Raw genomic sequence first — 17,995 nt, 5'->3', positions numbered from 1 at the left:
CCCGTCACCCACCCTTTGGTCTGCACACGCACTCCCTCCCGCGAGGGAGTGCGTGTGCAGGGAGCTGTCGTTCGGGGTCGGGCCGGCGGTGGCACTCGCCGTTGCTCGGGACGGTCCGCTCGGGCCGACGCCGGATGTCACTCCGGCGTGCACCCGCGCAGGGTGGATGCGATGACGGCGTCCAGTCCGTGCTCGGAGAGGTGCGGGGGCGACGGGGCACTGCTCCTGATCCCTGGCCCCCCTCGTAGGCAGCCGCGTCTCAAGATCCCTTGAGACGCGGCTTTTACATGCCAACCGCAAGGTGCACGGTTGGTGCGCTTCTCCGTAGGCAGGTCGGCGAGTAACTGGGGCGGCTCGCAGCCGCCTGTCTAGGTGGCGCTTGCTGCGGCCCGGGCCGGGCGGTCCCCGTACCGTGTTGTGCGCGGGTGGCGCCGAGGACGACGAGTTCGCCGTGCACTCGGCGATCCCCCCGAGGGATTTTCGCGGACCAGGCGCAGGACGAGAAGGCGGATGGAGCGCACGGTGCGGGGGCGCCCCACCTTCTTCGGCTGGCAGGTCTGGGCGTGTCGCCGGTGCATCAGGTTGCGGTGCCAACGCAGCACGGTGTCCGGTTGGACGAACAGCGGCAGCTGGTGGGGGCTGGCCGGGGGAGTGGGGTCAGCAGCGCGGCGAGGAAGGTCCGCTCCTCGAGCCGAAACGTCGGTTTGTCGGTGCCGAGATGGCGTTCCAGGACGGTGATCTGGTGGCGTAGCGCTAGGATCTCGATGTCTTTGTCACGGTCGCTCATGGGCAGCAGGCGCAGCGCGGCGACGGCGTGGGTGACGGCCGGGTAGGCGAAGCGGATCACCGTGGGCAGGGAGCGCTGCAAGAAGTGGATCAGCGACTCCGTCTCCTGGGGGCTGTTCTGAGTTCGGATCGCCGATTGCCAGGTTCGACCGCGTGTCAACATTGCGCGGCGAGGTGATCCGAATGCCGATCGGCAAGGGGATTCGCACGTTGGCTCGCCGCCTCGCGCATGATCGCCTGCCGCTCCCTCCCTGCCTCACCCGAAGCGGTCAACCGGAGTGGGAGGCGGGGGAAAATTCGAAGATGCCGTAGGAGAACGGAGCGGCCTGCAACGTAATCCCGCCGGCGACGCTGACGCCGTGTGTCACCAGTGCTCGCGTTCGACCCAACTCTCCGTCAGGGAGGGTGAATTGTGTGTCGGCGGCGCTCGGATTCACGACGACCAGGTGGGTTTCGCCGCAGGTATGGACGAGCGGGTAGTCGGCATTGAGCACGGTCACTGTCGCGCCGGTGCCAAGGGCCGGGTACTCGGCGCGCAGCGCGATCAGGGCCCGTACGTGCTGGAGCAGTGAGGTGGGGTCGTCTCGTTGGGCCGCCACCGTGGGGCGCTCGGGGTCCGGGTCGATCGGCAGGTACAGGTCGTCGGCGTGGGCGGTGGAGAAGCCTGCGTTCGCCGTACTGTCCCACTGCATCGGTGTACGTGAGCCCTGCCGGGCCTCGCTGCCCAGTTGGCTGCCCTCCTTCGTGGGCAGGCCCGGCAGGTAGCGCATGCCGATTTCGTCGCCGTAGTAGATGACGGGCAGAGCCGGCCATGTCAGCTGGAAGGCGAAGGCCGGCGCGACCATATCGCGCGTGCGGGTACCGCACACGAGCCGGGAGAAGTCATGGTTCGCGGTGGGTAGGGCCACGTAGCCGCTCCCGGCGATGGCAGCGTCGGCCTCCTGCCAGGCGTGCAGGAACTCCTGCATTGAGCCCTCGCCCTCGGGGGCGAAGTAGCACGGTTGGGTGCCCCAAGCGTCGCTGTGACTGCCCATGGAGAGGTGGGTACAGACCTGCCGACGCGAGCTCCTCGACCACACCTTGGTCAGGGACAGCGCCATCTCCTGCATGCCTTGCGAGAGTTGGAGCAGTTCTACAACAGCCACCGGCCCCATCAGGCCATAAGCCAAGCGGCACCCCTGCGCGCCGTCCTCGACTCTCGAACCCGGACAGACCGCCCACCTCGACATGTGTCGACACGACCGCCTCGGCGGGGTCATCCACGAGTATCGGCATGCCGCCTGAACTGCACGGACGCGGTTTCCGGCAGCCGCACCGTCGGTCAGCCGTGGCGCCCGTGCCACGGCAGCCGCCGCCGGTGTACGCCTGGTGGCATCACCGTGTACCGATGGGGCCGGGAAGCGGCACAGACCAGCCCCTTGATCGATGCCAGCGTCGACGGCATGCTCCTACCGGAGATGGGGCGGGCCCTTCACAAGCCGGGCGCTGCGGACTGCCCGGTGAAGTATCCGGTCACCGTAGCCATGGCGGCGGTACTCTCGCCCGTCAGCCGGATCCGCAGTTCTCGCACGGCAACCGGATCGAAGGCGTGAATACGGCGGACACCGACTGTCTGGCCTACGGCGATCAACTGCCCGTCGGCGACGACCTCGTGGCGCGTGATGTGTTGTCCGGCGGTGAGATCTTCGCGCAGCTCCAGATGGTCGATGCGTACCGGCTCGGCGAAGGACACCTGGATGCCGCCGTCGATGGTGGTGAGTGTGGCAGGAATGGGTTCGGCGAATCGGCGGGCCGTCGAATCGGTGAAATCGAGCAGCCGGGTGCGGTCGGCGTCGTCGATTCTGCCGCGCCGGTCCGGTGGCACATTGAGCAGCAGACCCGCGCCGAGGCCGACCGAGCGGTACCAGATGCCCAGCAGGTGATCGGCGCTTTTGAGGGTATGGAGATCGTCGGGCTGCCAGAACCAGTTGGCGCGGATCGGGACATCGCATTCGGGTGGCAGATAGCGAGCGGAGTCGAGGGCAGCCTGCCCGTCGTCGTACACGCTGATCCCGGTGGACTCGGTCACGTACCAGCAGGGGTCCTCGGCCAGACCGTCCTCGTTGCCCACCCAACGGATCGTCGGGCGCCCCATGTTGAAGACCATGGCGTCGGGCTGGTGCTTGTCGATGACGGCCATGACGGCGTCCCAGTCGTACGTGCGGCCCTCGGAACCGGCACCGTCGAACCACAGCTCGTACAGCGGGCCGTAGCGCGTGCACAGCTCGGTGAGCTGGCGAAGATAGAAGGCGTCGTACGCCGCTGGATCGTCGTAGCAGTCGGCGTTGCGGTCCCAGGGGGAGAGGTAGAGGCCCAGGCCGAGCCCCGCGGTGCGGCAGGCCCGGGACAGCTCGGCGACGACATCCCCCTTGCCGTCCTGCCAGGGGGAGGAGGCGACTGAGTAGTCGGTGGTGGAAGTCGGCCAGAGGCAGAAGCCGTCGTGGTGCTTGGCGGTGAGGACGACGTATTTGGCGCCGGCAGCGACCGCTGTCTCCGCCCATTGGTCGGCATCCAGCTCGGTCGGGTCGAACGTGGCCGGGTCGAGGGAGCCGTCGCTCCACTCCTCGCCGTTGAAGGTGTTGATGCCGAAGTGCAGGAAGAGGCCGAACCCGTCCTGTTGCCAGGCGAGTTGCCATGGAGTCGGGATTGCGGTCATGGGTGCATTTCCTCGAGTCGTAGTTCGATCACCGGCAGCAGTACGTCGGGCGCCGAGTGGGCAGGTGGAAGCGCGCCCGGGTGAACCAGTCGGTCCCTGGGGGAGGTCATGAATGCGATCTCTCGGATGGCACAGACAGGAGTCAGGCCGAGCGGGCCAGGACCGCACGGTGGACGGCGTGCTGGAAGGGCAGTCCGCGGGCGTAGCGCTCCAGCTCATCGATGGCGGCGTCGGCGAGACGGGCCAGTTCGTTGCCGAGGGACCCGGCGATGTGCGGGGTGAGCAGCACGTTCGGCAGGTCGTACAGCGGTGAGTCGGGCGGCAGGACGGTGGGGTCCGTGACGTCGAGTACGGCATGCAGCCGGCCGGAGACGAGCTCGGCGGCAAGCGCCTCGGTGTCGACGAGGGAGCCGCGAGCGGTGTTGATCAGGGTGGCGCCGTCACGCATTGCGGCGAGATGCGTCGCGTTCAGCAGGTGCTGGGTTTCAGGGATCTCGGGCGCATGGATGCTCACCACATCGCTGCGGCGTACCAGGTCATCCAGTGTCGTCTGTTCCACGTTCAGGTCTGCGGCGTCCTGCGGATCCAGGTACGGGTCGTAGACCAGCGCCTCGAAGTCGTACGAGCGCAGAAGCTCGATGACGTGCCGGCCGGTGCGCGAGGCCCCCACGATGCCGATGGTCCTGCGGTAGTTGCCGACCTCCGGGTAGAGGCGAAGGGGGTCGAGCTGGGCGCGGGCAGCCCGGTAGGTCTGAGCCGCCGAAAGGACACGTTTGTTGGCGAAGACGATCGCGGCGACCGTGTACTCGGCGACGGGTCGCGCATTGGCCTCGGCCGCACTTGTCACCTTCAGGCCGCGCTCCCACGCGGCCTCCGTCATCAGCCCCTTGACCGAGCCGGCTGTGTGCACGACGGCACGCAGGCCAGGCATCTGTGCGAGCGCTTCCTCGGTGAGCTGAGGGCAGCCCCAGCCGGTGAGCAGCACCTCTACGTCGCGGAGTGCGGCTGTTGCCGCGGGGCCGGGAGCGGTGAATTCGGTGATGAGCGGTGCGGGGAGCAGGTGTGCGGTGGACTGCAGGCGGAGCAGTGCGTCGTCGCCCAGCACGGCGGTCATGGCGTCTTGGCTCATGGCGAGGACGGTGCGGGGACGGTGGGTCACTTGAGTGCTCCTGCGGTGAGTCCGGAGCGCCAGAAGCGCTGCAGGCCGATGAAGGCGAGGATGAGTGGCAGAACGGCGACCAGGGAGCCGGTGATGGCGAGCCGGTAGATCTCCGGATTCTGGGCGACCATGTTGTTCCAGCCGTAGATTCCGAGTCCGACCGGGTAGAGGTTCTGGTCGTTGAGCATGACCAGCGGGCCGAAGAAGTTGTTCCAGCTGGCGGTGAACGAGAACAGGAAGAGGGTCATGAAGCCGGGCATCAGGATGGGCAGGGCGATGGATCCGAAGATCCTCACCTCGCTCGCTCCGTCGACGCGCGCGGACTCCAGGATCTCGCCCGGGACATAGCCCTCGGAGAAGACCCGGGCCAGATACACGCCGAAGGGGCTGGCCAGGGAGGGGAGGAGGACCGCCCAGTAGGTGTTGACGAGGCCGGCCTCGGAGGCGAGGAGATACTGAGGCAGGGTGATGACGATGCCGGGAACGAGCGTGCCTGCCAGGACGACACCGAAGAGCTTCTGCTTGCCACGGAACTCGTACTTGTCGAAGCAGTATCCGGCGGCGACGCAGACCAGCGATGAGGCAAGCGCGCCGACGACCGAGTAGATCAGGGTGTTCAGCAGCCAGCGTACGAAGATCCCGCCGTCGTAGGTGAAGACGGCATGCAGGTTGTCGAAGAGGTGGAACTCCCCGAAGCTGAACCCGGATGTTCCGAAGAGGTCGGCGTGGTTCTTGGTGGCTGCGATGAACAGCCAGGTCAGCGGCATCACTGCGTACAGAACCGTCAGGAGGAGCACGGCGTTCACCACGAGAGTGGAAGCGAACCTGCCGGCCGTGGGCCGACGGCCCCGCCCGGTGCTCTTCTTCGGCGGTGTGCTGCGCTCCGGCTCGTTCACCGGATCGTCGCTCGAGGCGACTGTGGGAAGCGTAGGAGTGGTCATGCTGCCTTCCACCGGTTTCCGATCGTGGTGACGATGTAGGAGAGGACGCCCGCTACAAGGGCGAGCACGAGTGAACCCGCGGCGGCGAGGCCGTAGTCGTGCTTCTCGAAGGCAGCCTTGAAGATGTACATGATCGGTGACCAGTTGGAGCCCATGGAGTCTGCTCGTGCGGACAGGAGCTTCGGCTCGTTGAAGATCTGAACGACCCCGATGCAGGTGAACAGCAGAGTGAGGATCACCGCGGAACGAATCATCGGCAGCTTGATCTGGACGGCGGTACGAAATCCGCCCGCACCGTCCACGGTGGCCGCTTCGATGACCTCTCGGGGAACGGCCTGCAGGGCGGCGAAGAAGATGATCGCGTTGTAGCCGATCCACTGCCAGGCGGCCATGTTGACCATCGAGGAGATGGCGTGGCCGGAGGAGAAAAAGTCCCAACTGCCGCCCACGGCCTGGATCCAGTCGAGCACCGGGCTCAGACCGGGCGTGTACAGATAGAGCCAGATGATCCCGGCGATCATTCCCGGAACCGCGTGCGGCAGGAAGACCACGAGCTGCACGAAGCGTTTGGCGCGGGCCACCGTCGAGTCCACGAGCAGGGCCAGGGCCAGTGCGCTGCCGATCATCACCGGGATGTAGAAGGCGCAGTAGGCAGCCACATGCACGAAGGAGCTGACGAAGCCGGGCTCGCTCAGCGCCTTCGTGAAGTTGCCGAAGCTGGCGAAGGTGCGCTCGGTCACGCCACCGAAGCCGAGGCCGGAGGAGCGCTCCTGAAAGAGGCTCATCCAGACGGCGTAACAGATGGGGGCCACCGTCACGGCAGCGAAGATCGCGAAGAAGGGGGTGAGGAACAAGGCCACCGCACTGCGCTGGCCGGGCCTGAGCGTGGCCCTGCGTGCGGACCGGGTGAGTGGTGCTGCCACCGGGGACTCCTTGGTGGGGGCGTGAGAGGCGTCGGGAGGGAGCCGCCGGGCGCGTTGGACAGCGCGCCCGGCGGCGGGAGGGACCCGGGGATCAGAGCCCCGGTCCGCACCGGCTCACTTGGCGAGGTTGAGACCGCGCTCCTTGATGGCCTTCTGGGCCGCTTCCTGGCCCGCGTCGAGGGCGTCGACGAGGGTGCCCTTCCCCGCTGCGTCCTGGATGGCGGTGTTGGCGCCGACCTGGACCGGGCCCCATGTCCAGCCCGGAACGATGGTGTCGACCTGCGCGCCGGCGATCTTGTATACGTCGTCGCCGCCGAAGTACCTCTTGTCGTCGAAGAGGCTCGCGGCCACGTCACGCATCTCCACGTCGGCGGGCAGGGCGCTGCTCGGCGCGTCCAGGCTGCTCAGGCGGGCCTTCACGGCGTCGGCGTCGGTGGCGACCCACCGCGCGAACACTGCCGCTTCCTTGACGTGCTTGCTTCCCTTGGGAACGGCGTAGGTGGTGCCGCCGTACATGCCGGAGGCCGCGGTGCCCCAGTTCGGCAGCGGGGCGATGCCCCACTTGCCGCTCTGCTTGGGGAAGGCCACCGTGTGACCGCCCGCGCTCCACGAGGCTCCGATGAAGCTGGCGATCTTGCCGTCGGTCTTGTACTTGTTGAAGTCGTCGCCGGCGAAGCTCGTCTTCAGGACGAGATCGTCCTTGACCAGCCCCTGCCAGTAGTCGGCCACCTTCTTCGAGGCAGCGTCATTGATGCCGACCTTCCACGCGTCTCCCTCGACGCTGTACCACTTGGCTCCCGCCTGCCACGAGAGGGCGGCGAGGAGCATCGGGTCATCGGAACCCCAGCCGCCGATGCGTACGTTCTTGTCGGCCTTCTTGATCTTCTCGCCGGCCTTCTTGTACTCGCCCCAGGTCTTGGGGACCTCTACGCCGGCCTTCTTGAAGAGATCCTTGCGGTAGTAGAGCAGCTGAGGGCTTGCGTCGAACGGCACCGCCCACGTCTTGCCGCCCAGGGTCACCAGGTCCTGGATGGCCTGGGGGAACTTCGCCTTGACAGTGGCGCCGGCCTCGCCGCTCAGGTCCTCCAGCAGGCCCTGAGAGGCGAATTCGGGAAGCTGCGCGTACTCGATGCCCGCGAGGTCGGGGGCATTGCCCGCCTTGATCGCGTTGGTGATCTTTGCGTAACCGTCCGGGCCGCCAGTGATCTGCGAGAACTTGACCTGGATGTCCTTGTGGGTCTTGTTGAACTCGTCGGCCGTCTGCTGGGCACCGGCGGTCCAGCCCCAGTAGGTGAGCGTGACCGGCTTGGCGGGCGAGCCTGCCTTCGATCCGACGTCCTGTCCACCGCAGGCAGTGGCGGTCATCGCCAGCGAGACGGTGACGGCTGCAAGGGCGAGGCGAGATGTGCGGGATATGAGCTTCAAGGCTCTGCTCCTCATGGACGGGCCGACGATGCGGCGGCTGCTCGCACATCATTCGACCCAGCCAATACGGAGTCAATAGAAAAACAAGAAGTTCGAAAGGAAAGCCAAGTTTCGGGTTAGGAAACGTTGGATGAGGAGCGCACCCGAAGCTCAGGGAGGATGGCGATCCGGCGCCTGGGCCGACCCGGCTCGGTGAGTCTCAGAACCATCAACTCGACTGCAGAGAAGCCGACTTCGTGCTTCGAAGGAGCCACTGCGCTCAGCGGCAGATCGGCGAGTTCGGCCACCTCGTCGTCGTACGAGACGAGCGCGACGTCGCCCGGAACCGAGAGCGAGGCGGCTCGCAGTCGCTGCAGCAGGACCAGTGCATCGTTTTCCGGATGAACCAGCGCGGCGTCGATCCGGCCGGACCGGACACCTTCGAGGAACTCCTCCATGGGCCGCTCGTAGTCCGGATCGCCGGGGCCGTCCGTGCCGAGATCGATGTAGGTGGTGTCGTCGGGACCGGCGAGGCCGGCCGCGCGCATGCCGGCGAAGTAGCCCTCCTTCACCCAGGGCGAAGTGGGAGTTCCGCCGCGCATGAACAGGGCGATCCGCTGACACCCGCCGTCGAGGAAGTGCTGTACGGCCAGCCTGGCCCCGTAGGCGTGGTCCGTGCCCACGTGCTCGGTGGCGGCTGCGTCCTGCGCGGGGCGGCGCTCGATCAGCACCACGGGAACGTCCAAATCCTCGTACCACTGCCGCCCTTGGCCGCCACCGGTGTCGGAAGGCGCCAGCAGCAGCCCGGCAGCTCCGTCCTCGATCAGCCGGGCCGCCTGAGACTTCTCCACTTCGGGGTCGTACCCGGAGACAGCCAGCGCGAGCCGCACTCCCCTCGCCTCCGCCGCTTCGCGGGCGCCCTTGATCACCTCGGGGTAGTAGTAAGCGGAGGACGGCACGATCATGCCCAGAGTCCGCACTGTTGTCGGGCTCGGCTTCGTGCGTGCAGCGGCACCCTCGGGAGCGGTCTCCGCCCAGTCCTCGGGCAGCATCGCGCCGCCGTGAACCCTGGCCACGAGGCCACGCTCGGCGAGGACTTCGACGTCCTTGCGAACCGTCACCGGGGAGACCCCCAGCTCCGCCGCGAAGTCCGTGACCCGCATCGACCCTTCCTCGCGCACCCGGCGCAGGATCGCCTGATGCCTCTCCTCCGCATGCACGATGCGGCTCCCCTCTGCTCGTGTCCCGGTCGGAGCCACACTAGCTCTGACCTCTAACTTTAACGTTTAGTTTCGAGCGAAGAAAATGCAAGAGCACTTCGTGCGGGGCTGTTGTCGCCAGGGCTGAACCTGTGGGTTCATGCCGCTGCCCTCATCTCGCGCGAGGGGAGACCAGGTTCAGGACCGGTCCCTGTCGTGCCGCACATGGTTCCGGTCCCCAGCGGCGACGGCGCCGTCGCCGTCCGGGAAGGTCACCGGCGACGATCACCTTCGAACGAAGCAAATGCAAAATATTCGCGCACAAAGCATTGTCCTCCTGTGGTGCAGGGGTATTACATACCCCTGCACTCGCAGGCCCTCAGCGGTCTGCCCGGCGTTGCCCGTCATCCGGAGGTCTCTTCCCATGCCATCCACCTGGTCCCGCCGCCGCCTCCTGCAGGCATCCGCCGCTTCCGCCCTCGCACTGAGCATCATGGGAACCACCACCGGGCAGGTCTTCGCAGCCGACGACGAGTACGCCGCTCTGCGCGGCACATGGCGCGACCTGATCCTCGGCACGGGCTTCGCTCCCACGGTGGAGCCCTACCGGACTCTGCTCGCCAACATCGGTACGTCCGCGCGGAGTTACCTGTCCACCATGGCTCCGGTCGGCGGTTCCCTGTGGCCCGACCGGAGCTACGCCGATCCCGATCCGGACACCGACGCGGAGTCCTACACCTTCTCGGCGAACATGAACGACAGCTACTCCCGGCTGAACACCATGGCCCAGGCGTATGTGCAGCCCGGCACGGGGCTGACCGGCGACACCGCGCTCAGGGACGCCGTCCTCACCGGCCTCGACCACCTGTACGCCGAGGTCTTCAACGAGAACGCCACGCAGTACGGCAACTGGTGGAACTTCCAGATCGGTGCCCCTCAGTCGCTGATGGACACCAGTGTGCTGCTGTACGACGCCCTCTCCGAGACGCAGATCGCCAACTACTGCAAGGCCGTTGACAAGTTCGTCCCCGACTCGGTCTTCGCCTCGTACAGCGGCACAAGCACCGGCGCCAACCGCGTCGATCTGTGCCGCGGCGTCATCCTGCGCGGCATCGTCGGCAAGAACCCGGACAAGATCGCCCTTGCCTCCAAGGCGCTGGCTCCGGTGTTCCCGTACGTCACCTCCGGCGACGGCTTCTACACCGACGGTTCATTCATCCAGCACACCACCATCCCCTACATCGGCGGCTACGGTTCGGTGCTCCACGACGGTGTAGGACGCCTGCTGGCGCTGCTGCGTGGATCGAGCTGGGAGCTGAAGGACCCCAATACACAGCTCTTCCTCGACACCGTCGAGAAGGCCGTTGCACCGTTCGTCTACAACGGCCTGATGATGGACAACGTCTCCGCGCGTGGCATCAGCCGCAGCGGGAGCAACGACCACCTGCGCGCCCACGGCATGATGGCGAGCATCCTGCTGGTCGGCCAGGGTGCCAGTGCCGAGGAGAACGCCCGCTGGCGGGCCATGGTCAAGGGCTGGATGCAGCGCGACTACTACAGCACGGCCCTGAAGGACCCCGGCCTCAGCCTGATCAGGGCATCGTTGCTGCAGTCACTGCAGGACGACACCACGGTCAAGGCCGCCCCCGAGCCGGTCGAGCACCGGCTCTTCCACAACATGGACCGCGCCACCCATCGCCGCCGCGACTGGGCCGCCTCGATCTCCATGGCCTCCAAGCGGATCTCACACTATGAGTTCGGCAACGGCGAGCACGCCCGCGGCTACCACACCGGCGCCGGGTGGCTGTCCTGGTGGGGCAGCGACTTCGGTCTCGAGCAGTACTCCGACGCCTACTGGCCCACCGTCGACCCCTACCGTCTGCCCGGCATCACCGCATCCCGCAAGCCTCTCGCCGACGGCGAGGGCGGCAACTGGGGTGGCCCGAGGCCCGATTCGGCCTGGGTCGGCGGCACTACCGACGGCGAGTACGGTGCCACGGGCCAGCACCTCAAGGGCCTGTCCAGCACCATGAACGCCAAGAAGTCCTGGTTCTGGCTCGAGGACTCCATCGTCTGCCTCGGCGCCGGCATCACCTCCACCGACGGCTACGCCGTCGAGACCACCGTCGACAACCGCCACCTCGGCACCACCGGCACCCCCGCCCTGACGGTCGACGGCAAGTCCCAGCCCACCACTCAGGGGTGGACCGCCACTTTCACGCGAGCCGAGTGGGCGCACGTAGCCGGACAGGCCGGCTACGTCTTTCCCGTCAGAGCCAAGATCAGCGCGGTCCGCGAGGAACGCACCGGCGCCTGGAAGGACATCAACACCGGCGGGCCCGCCGACCGGATCACCCGCCGCTATCTCACCCTGTTCACCGACCACGGCACCGACCCCACCGACGGCGACTACGCCTACATCCTCATGCCGGGCGCCAGCGCCAAGGCCACCGCCCAACGCGCCTGTGACAAGGGCTGGCTGAAGATCCTGTCCAACACCGGCGACCACCAGGGCATCCGGGTCCCGAAGCTCGGCTTCACCGCGGTCAACTTCTGGGTGCCCGGAACCGTCGACAAGCTCACCACGAGCGCCCCCGCCTCCGTCCTGATCCGGGAAAACCGCAACGGCACGGCGACGATCGTCGTCTCCGACCCGGCACGTCAGGCCATCTCACTGGACATCACCTGGAACCGGCGCGTCTCCAAGGTGCTCACCAAGCCGTCCACACTCACCGGTGCCACCACCGGCTCCTCGCTGAAGCTCACCTTCGGTGACCTGACCGGCGCCGCCGGCGCCCCCCAGAAGATCACCGTCCGCCTGGCCTGACCCCCCTTGAACGGCGGGCCCGTCGTCGGCGGCGGGCCCGCTTCTCCCTCCCCCCCCCGCACTGTAGGAGGATGCATGCCCCGCACGATGCTTAATGTCATGAGCACGATCATCACTCCCCTACTCCGTAGAACCGCACTCGTCGCGACGGCCATGGCGCTGGCCCTCACCCCGTTCCTCGTCACCCCCGCCTCGGCCGCCGGCTTCACCGTCTACACCAACGAGCGCGGGACCAACCCGCCCGGTCTGCAGCAGTTCGGCGCGGTGAAGTCGACGGTGGTCTACGACTTCTTCAAGTTCACCTGCGACAGCGCCGGCTGCTACTCCAACGGCGGTGCGCTTCCGTCCCAGGCCACCTACCAGGCCAAGGTCCAGGAGTACATGGGCACGGGACAGTTCGGCGGTGCAGCGGGCTCACCGGTCGTGCTCGATTTCGAGAACATCGTGGTCACCGCACTGTCCGGCCAGGCGGCCACGAACGCGTTCAACCTCTGGAAGAACCAGCTGATCCCCTGGACCAAGAGCGCCGCCTCCGGCCACCCGGTCGGCATGTACGGGTACGACTGGTCGACCACCAACAACAGCCTGACTCAACAGCTCCACCAGAACGGGCTGTTCGACTTCTTCGCGCCCCGCATGTACTGGGACAGCGGTGAGACCGAGTCCAGCTGGTCCACCCAGCTCGACCAGGCCATCGCCAACGACCACGGGCTCGCCGCGGGCCAGCCGATCTACCCGTACATCCAGCCCGGCTCGCTCGCTGATGGCTATCTGTCCGGCAGTACCTGGAGCTTCATACTCAGCCAGCTCAAGGCGAAGACCGAGGGCGCCGTCGTCTGGGAGCCCACGGCCTCGGACGCCGGCGCCTGCAACTGGGTCTCGCAGAACTCGTACGAGATGGGCGTCATCACCGGCACCGGCAGCAGCGGTCCGCTGACCGCCACCGCGGCCGCGCCGAGCGGCAACTGCACAGTGACCCGCGGCGCCACGACCTCGGTCCCGGTCGTCATCAAGAACACTTCGAGCACCACCACCGCGGCCACCACGATGCAGAGCTTCACCGGAGCCCCGCAGGGCATCTCCGGCACCTGGCAGTACTGGGACGTCCCCGCCCTGGCGCCCGGCGCAACCTGGAACACGGCCCTGAACCTGACCGTCCCCTCGACCGAGACGTGGAGCACGGCCCTGTTCCACTTGCGCACCGGCCTCAGCGACACCCGATGGGCCGTCATTGTCCAGTGAGCTGACCGGCAGAAACACCCCGCCGCCCGGCCCCCGCTGACCCCACGTCGACCGAGACCGTCCCTCCCGTCCCGGAGCTCGACGACCGGACCGTCAGAGCTGACCCGATCGCCCTGCGCAGTGTGGCCGTCCGGACGGCCACACTGCGCAGGAGCCGACCGACCCACCTACCCGCTCACCCACCGACTGCCAATCGCTGAGGAAGGATCAGTCATGCCTGGTGGCGCCCGCCGCGTCCTTGTCGTCGGCATCGACGGCGTACGTCTCGACACACTCCACACCGCGGACACCCCGCACCTCGATGAGGTGGCGGCGGCCGGTTTCCTCGCGCCGCTGACCATCGACGCGGGCACCCCGACCATGTCGGGACCCTGCTGGGCCACGATCGTCACCGGCGTACGTGTCGACAAGCACGCCGTATGGGGCAACGACTTCAGCGGAAACCGCCTCGGTGTCTTCTCCGACTTCGCCACTCGCCTGACCCGCCAGGACCGTCGGCGCACCTATGTCGCCGCGGGCTGGCAACCACTGGTGACCGTGGCCGACGGCGGTCCCCTTTTCCACGGCCCGAGCCGTCTGACGCACATCGCGCCGGCCGCCGAGACCTGCGAGGACTGGGACGACACCGACGAGCTCATCACCACCGAGGCGGTTCGTGTACTGGCCTGCGAAGACCCCGAGGCTTCCTTCGTCTACCTCGGCGCCGTGGACGAGACGGGTCACATCCAGGGTTGCGGTCCGGCCTACTCGGCGGCGATCGTCCGGGCCGACGAGCGCCTCGGCCGGCTCCTGACCGCCATCCGCTCACGCCCTTCGTACGCGGACGAAGCCTGGACCGTCATCGTCGTCACTGACCACGGCCACCGCGACGAAGGCGGCCACGGTGGCCCCTCGGACCTCGAACGAACCGCGTGGATCGCCTGCGCCGGCCCCGACATACCGGTCGGCGCACAGGTCGGCACACTGCACCACGAGGACGTCGCCGCCCAGGTGTTCGCCGCCCTGGACCGCCCCGCAGACTCGCACTGGACCCTGGACGGCAGGCCTTTCATCACCGCCCCACAGGCGGTGCTGTGCGACATGGACGGCACCCTCGTCGACAGCGAGTCGCTCTGGCTGCGCACGGTCGGCGAGGTCGCGGCCGAGCTCGGGCACACGCTCACCGAGGCGGACACCCCGGCGGTCCTCGGCCGCGCGGTCGAAGACACCGCCGCGTATCTGCGGCACGTCTCGGCCACCGCGCGTCCGCTCAGCGACATCGCGGCGGACCTCGACGCCCGCTTCCTGGCTGCGGTCGAGGCGGACACGGCGCTGCTGCCGGGAGCCCGCCGACTCCTGGACACCCTCCTCGACTCAGGCATCCCGACCGCACTGGTGTCGGCCTCCCCGAGGCCGGTCGTCGACGCGGTACTGAAGGTGCTCGGCACGGAGTCGTTCGCGACCACCGTCGCCGCGGGCGAGACCGTCCGCACCAAGCCGCACCCCGACCCCTACCTCGCCGCGGCCCGCGCGCTGGGGATCGACCCGGCAGCCTGCCTCGCGGTCGAGGACAGTCCCACGGGCGTCGCTGCGGCAGAGGCGGCGGGCTGCAGAGTCGCCGTCGTCCCGTCGTTCGTATCCATCGGGCGAGCACCGGGCCGACAGCTTCTGACCGGCCTGGACGAGCTCGCACGGTCCCTCACGTGCGCACTGTCGCCCACCTCGTGACGAACACAGGGCGCGCGGCCGGCCCTGTAGCACCCGTTCCACTTCCCTGCCCTTTGGCACCGGCCACAGGCCGGCGCCGTGCGCCGTAGTTGCACCTGGCCACAAAACCGTGCCACCAGGCGGGTTTCCCACCCCTCAAGAGATGTCCCATCGGCGCTGTGGCTGCCGAATATTGCATCCGTCCAGGTCAGGCGGCGTTCCGGCACTCGTGGATCACTCCGCCGAGCCGGTCGCGGCGGCAGGGGTCCTCGCGCCGTGGTGGCATGGCTGGCCGTGGGAAGCGCACGGTGATCTAGGGTTCCGTTTTTTCGTACGCCCTCGCCGGTCGCGATGTTCGGCCGGCCAGGTCACGCACGTGTTGCTTCCGGAGGCGATCTGGCCCCGCCGGGCGGATGCGGCCGAGGTGATCAGCGCCGGACTGTCTCTCAGAACGAGCTTCACCCATCGGCGTTCGGATGCGGCCCGGAGCTCGCTCAGCCGCGGACTTGCACATGGGCGGAGGCCCAGGAGGTGTGGTCGTACGAGCCGTCGTTGTTGGCGTCCCGCACCACAAGACGCAACAGCTGTACGCCCGTTACGTCCACATCGACCGGGTGCGGGCCACCCGCCGCCGTGAGCGGGCCGCTGTCGAACAGCCTGGTGCCGTCGCCCCACACCTCGGCGACGACCCCTCCCCGGGCGTTCTGCAGCGCCGAGAAGTCGTCGATGCCGACGACCGAGGTGAAGCGGGCGGCCTTGGCGCCGAGGAAGTAGATGATCTCCGAAGGGGCATGGACGCCCAGGCCCTTGGCGTACGTCGTGCCGCCGAAGGCGATCGGAGTCCCGTCGCCGGCCGGCTTCTTGCCGTTGCTGGTGTCGAGCTCGACCGGGCCCCAGCCGTTGGTGGCCGAGAGCCAGGTCAGATCGCTGAGGTAGGCGTCCTGGGCCGGTGCGGGCGGAGGAGTGGCGATCGTACGGGCGGACGCGTAGCGGACCGTGTCGCGGCCGTACCGGGCCGTACCTTCGGCGCGCAGTGCCCAGGTGCCGGCGGAGGTGAGGCCGGCGGGCACGGTCACTTCCCAACGGGTTTCCAGCGCCGAACCGGGCGTGAGGTGGTGGGCGTCGCGCGCCGTGAGGGGGCGCAGCCGCCAGCCCTCCGGCGCGCCGAGTCGCACGGCGGCGTTGCTCCATGCCCGGTCGGAGGCGTTGCCCAGGGTTGCTGTGACCGTGAACTTCTGCCCGGGGAACACGAGTTCCGGCGCCTCGACGCGTACGCCGAAGCTCTCGCGCTCGTACGTGTCCGCCCACGACGCCCGCAGCAGTGTGGTCAGTTCCGCCACCACCTTCGGGTGAGCGGCGGCCAGGTCGGTGGTCTCGCCCGGGTCGGCGGCCAGGTCGTACAGCTCGAACTGCCACTGGTCGTCCGGGACTTCCCGGTCACGACCCGGGGCGAAGCGGATGCCCTTCCAGTCATCGCGGCGAACCGCCTCGGCCAGTTTGAGGATCCGGCCCTTGTCGACCGCGTTGGCCCGGGAGGTCGAGCCGGGGTCGTTGCGGTACCAGTAGAGGTGTCCGTGCAGCGGGGCGCTGCGCGGGCGGGCGGTGAGCAGCGAGGCGGCGGACAGGCCGTCGATGTCGCGTGGTGCGGGGGCGCCGCCGAGGTCGGCGAAGGTGGGAAGCAGGTCGATCAGCGGGGTCGGCCGGTCGGTGGTGTCCGGGCTGATGGTGCCGGGCTGCCAGGCGATCAGCGGGACCCGCACTCCGCCCTCGAAGAGGTTGCGCTTGTAGCCCGTGAGCGGGCCGTTGGCGTCGAAGAGGTCGGGGTTGACGCCGCCCTCTTCGTGCGGGCCGTTGTCGCTCGCGGCCAGAACCAGCGTGTCCTTGTCGATGCCGAGCGCGCGCAGGGTGTCCACGACCGAGCCGACGAGGGTGTCGAGCCGGGTGACCTGGGCGGCGTGGCCCTTGTTCGCGGCATTCCACGGCTGGTCGTCGTACTCGCTGACGTCCGGGATGTCGCTGGGCCCGTGCGGCACGTTCGGCGTGAGGTACAGGAGGAACGGCTCGTGTGCGTGCTCGGTGATGAACGCGTTGGCACGCTCCTGGATCACGTCGATCGCGTACGTGCCTCTCTTGCCGTCGGCGTTCTCGGGGAACTGGACCCGCTCGCCGTTGTGCCAGAGGTATGTCGGGAAGTACTCATGGGCGTGACCGTGCGTGATGTACCCGTAGAACTCCTCGAAACCACGGGAGTTGGGATGACTCGGCTGGTCGGCCTCCTCCGGGCCGTAACCCCACTTGCCGATGCACGCGGTGCGGTAGCCGCGCGCCCGCAGTACCTCGGCGAAGGTCGTGTCGCCGTCACCGATCGGGTCCTGCGGGCCGTCGAAGGGGTTCTCGCACACGGGCGCATGCCCGCCGTGCAGGCCGGTCAGCAGCGAGGCACGGGACGGCGCGCAGACGGCGGCCGCCGAGTAGGCCTGGGTGAAGCGCAGGCCCTCGGCGGCGAGTGTGTCGAGCCGGGGCGTGTGGATGAGCTGCTGTCCGTACGCGCCGAGGTCGCCGTAGCCGAGATCGTCGGCCAGGACCACCACGATGTTCGGCCGGCGCGGGCGCGTGCGACCGTCTGCCGACGCGGGGGCGGCCGGGAGTGCACTCAGACCGAGTGCGGCGGCTGATCCGGCAAGAAACTGACGGCGACTTGGCACCAGGGACTCCTTCGGACGGCTATGTCGAAGATCCTGGGGGAAGTGTGGAGGGCAAGACCATTGCGAGAGCATGAAGACCTCATGGCGTGACCGAGCGTGGCCAGTTGGGGCACCGTGGCCTGCTGCACCGCACCCCGTGGGTGGGTGGCCCGGCCGCCGTCGGCGTCACCGGCGCGGTTCAGCTCGCCTGGCACTTCGCGGCGGTCGAGGGCAACCGGGCCGCTACGAGCTGCACCGCTCGACCCCCGCGGACTTCACGCCGAGCCGGCAGACCCTGCTCCGTGAGGTTCCCGCCGCATGGATCGCCGAGGACGGTTCGGCCGACCCCGGGCCGGACCTACACCCACAAGGTCGTGGCGCTGGCCGCGGACGGCACCAAGCCGGCCACCACCGGCCCCGAGACCGTCACCAGGCCCTCGCGTTTCTTG

General features: G+C 68.2%; 12 protein-coding genes and 1 pseudogene. 4 read left to right on the top strand and 9 right to left on the bottom strand.

Annotation, left to right across the window (positions count from 1 at the left end; genetic code table 11):
* Nucleotides 1-577 precede the first annotated feature (577 nt).
* Together AC07EJ_RS43270 and AC07EJ_RS43265 are read right to left on the bottom strand one after the other, a co-directional pair.
* Nucleotides 578-847, bottom strand: coding sequence for a hypothetical protein (locus tag AC07EJ_RS43270; protein WP_389484215.1), 270 nt, complete (start codon nt 845-847; stop codon nt 578-580).
* Nucleotides 848-1,055: 208 nt separating this feature from the next.
* Nucleotides 1,056-1,754: an alpha-amylase family glycosyl hydrolase gene (locus AC07EJ_RS43265; protein ID WP_478886306.1), complete on the bottom strand. Its 699-nt coding sequence runs from the start codon at nt 1,752-1,754 to the stop codon at nt 1,056-1,058.
* Nucleotides 1,755-1,818: 64 nt separating this feature from the next.
* Between AC07EJ_RS43265 and AC07EJ_RS43260 the strand changes: the two are divergent.
* Nucleotides 1,819-2,070, top strand: a pseudogene (locus tag AC07EJ_RS43260) (integrase core domain-containing protein); the annotation flags it as partial.
* Nucleotides 2,071-2,257: 187 nt separating this feature from the next.
* Here AC07EJ_RS43260 and AC07EJ_RS43255 read toward each other — a convergent pair.
* The 6 genes from AC07EJ_RS43255 to AC07EJ_RS43230 all read right to left on the bottom strand — a co-directional run bounded on the left by AC07EJ_RS43255 (nt 2,258) and on the right by AC07EJ_RS43230 (nt 9,128).
* Nucleotides 2,258-3,481 (bottom strand): alpha-L-fucosidase, encoded by a 1,224-nt coding sequence (locus tag AC07EJ_RS43255; protein WP_389484210.1) that lies wholly within the window; start codon nt 3,479-3,481, stop codon nt 2,258-2,260.
* Nucleotides 3,482-3,623: 142 nt separating this feature from the next.
* Nucleotides 3,624-4,610, bottom strand: a complete 987-nt coding sequence (locus AC07EJ_RS43250) for a hydroxyacid dehydrogenase (RefSeq protein ID WP_389484241.1) — start codon at nt 4,608-4,610, stop codon at nt 3,624-3,626.
* A 26-nt stretch (nt 4,611-4,636) separates the two neighbouring features.
* Nucleotides 4,637-5,581 carry a carbohydrate ABC transporter permease gene (locus AC07EJ_RS43245; protein WP_389484207.1) on the bottom strand — a complete coding sequence of 315 codons (945 nt, stop codon included), beginning with the start codon at nt 5,579-5,581 and terminating at the stop codon, nt 4,637-4,639.
* Entirely contained in the window at nt 5,578-6,441 is an 864-nt protein-coding gene (locus AC07EJ_RS43240; RefSeq protein ID WP_478886310.1) for a carbohydrate ABC transporter permease, read from the bottom strand. The genes AC07EJ_RS43245 and AC07EJ_RS43240 overlap by 4 nt, the downstream gene beginning before the upstream one ends.
* Nucleotides 6,442-6,618: 177 nt before the next feature.
* The gene (locus AC07EJ_RS43235; RefSeq protein ID WP_389484204.1) at nt 6,619-7,929 is read right to left on the bottom strand and encodes an ABC transporter substrate-binding protein; all 1,311 of its coding nucleotides are present in this window, start codon (nt 7,927-7,929) and stop codon (nt 6,619-6,621) included.
* 116 nt (nt 7,930-8,045) lie between these two features.
* Nucleotides 8,046-9,128, bottom strand: coding sequence for a LacI family DNA-binding transcriptional regulator (locus tag AC07EJ_RS43230; protein ID WP_478886305.1), 1,083 nt, complete (start codon nt 9,126-9,128; stop codon nt 8,046-8,048).
* A 403-nt stretch (nt 9,129-9,531) separates the two neighbouring features.
* Here AC07EJ_RS43230 and AC07EJ_RS43225 point away from each other — a divergent pair, with 403 nt between their 5' ends.
* The 3 genes from AC07EJ_RS43225 (at nt 9,532) to AC07EJ_RS43215 (ending at nt 14,883) form a co-directional block, all read left to right on the top strand.
* Complete coding sequence (locus AC07EJ_RS43225; protein WP_389484198.1) at nt 9,532-11,934, top strand: polysaccharide lyase 8 family protein; 2,403 nt, start codon at nt 9,532-9,534, stop codon at nt 11,932-11,934.
* 99 nt (nt 11,935-12,033) lie between these two features.
* Nucleotides 12,034-13,176 carry a hypothetical protein gene (locus AC07EJ_RS43220; protein WP_478886304.1) on the top strand — a complete coding sequence of 381 codons (1,143 nt, stop codon included), beginning with the start codon at nt 12,034-12,036 and terminating at the stop codon, nt 13,174-13,176.
* A 213-nt stretch (nt 13,177-13,389) separates the two neighbouring features.
* Nucleotides 13,390-14,883, top strand: a complete 1,494-nt coding sequence (locus AC07EJ_RS43215; protein WP_389484193.1) for an HAD-IA family hydrolase — start codon at nt 13,390-13,392, stop codon at nt 14,881-14,883.
* A 473-nt stretch (nt 14,884-15,356) separates the two neighbouring features.
* Here the strand turns inward: AC07EJ_RS43215 and AC07EJ_RS43210 are convergent, their stop codons facing one another.
* Complete coding sequence (locus tag AC07EJ_RS43210; protein WP_478886303.1) at nt 15,357-17,567, bottom strand: sulfatase family protein; 2,211 nt, start codon at nt 17,565-17,567, stop codon at nt 15,357-15,359.
* Nucleotides 17,568-17,995 lie beyond the last annotated feature (428 nt).

Source organism: Streptomyces sp. NPDC045026 (genome assembly GCF_056432625.1).
Note: the sequence above shows the minus strand (reverse complement) of the source record. Positions and strands in the feature narration are given on the sequence as shown.

Coding starts and splice junctions, on each gene's coding strand:
- AC07EJ_RS43265 (WP_478886306.1), bottom strand. CDS start 1,754: ATGCAGGAGTTCCTGCACGCCTGGCAGGAGGCCGACGCTGCCATCGCC.
- AC07EJ_RS43255 (WP_389484210.1), bottom strand. CDS start 3,481: ATGACCGCAATCCCGACTCCATGGCAACTCGCCTGGCAACAGGACGGG.
- AC07EJ_RS43250 (WP_389484241.1), bottom strand. CDS start 4,610: ATGAGCCAAGACGCCATGACCGCCGTGCTGGGCGACGACGCACTGCTC.
- AC07EJ_RS43245 (WP_389484207.1), bottom strand. CDS start 5,581: ATGACCACTCCTACGCTTCCCACAGTCGCCTCGAGCGACGATCCGGTG.
- AC07EJ_RS43225 (WP_389484198.1), top strand. CDS start 9,532: ATGCCATCCACCTGGTCCCGCCGCCGCCTCCTGCAGGCATCCGCCGCT.
- AC07EJ_RS43220 (WP_478886304.1), top strand. CDS start 12,034: ATGAGCACGATCATCACTCCCCTACTCCGTAGAACCGCACTCGTCGCG.
- AC07EJ_RS43215 (WP_389484193.1), top strand. CDS start 13,390: ATGCCTGGTGGCGCCCGCCGCGTCCTTGTCGTCGGCATCGACGGCGTA.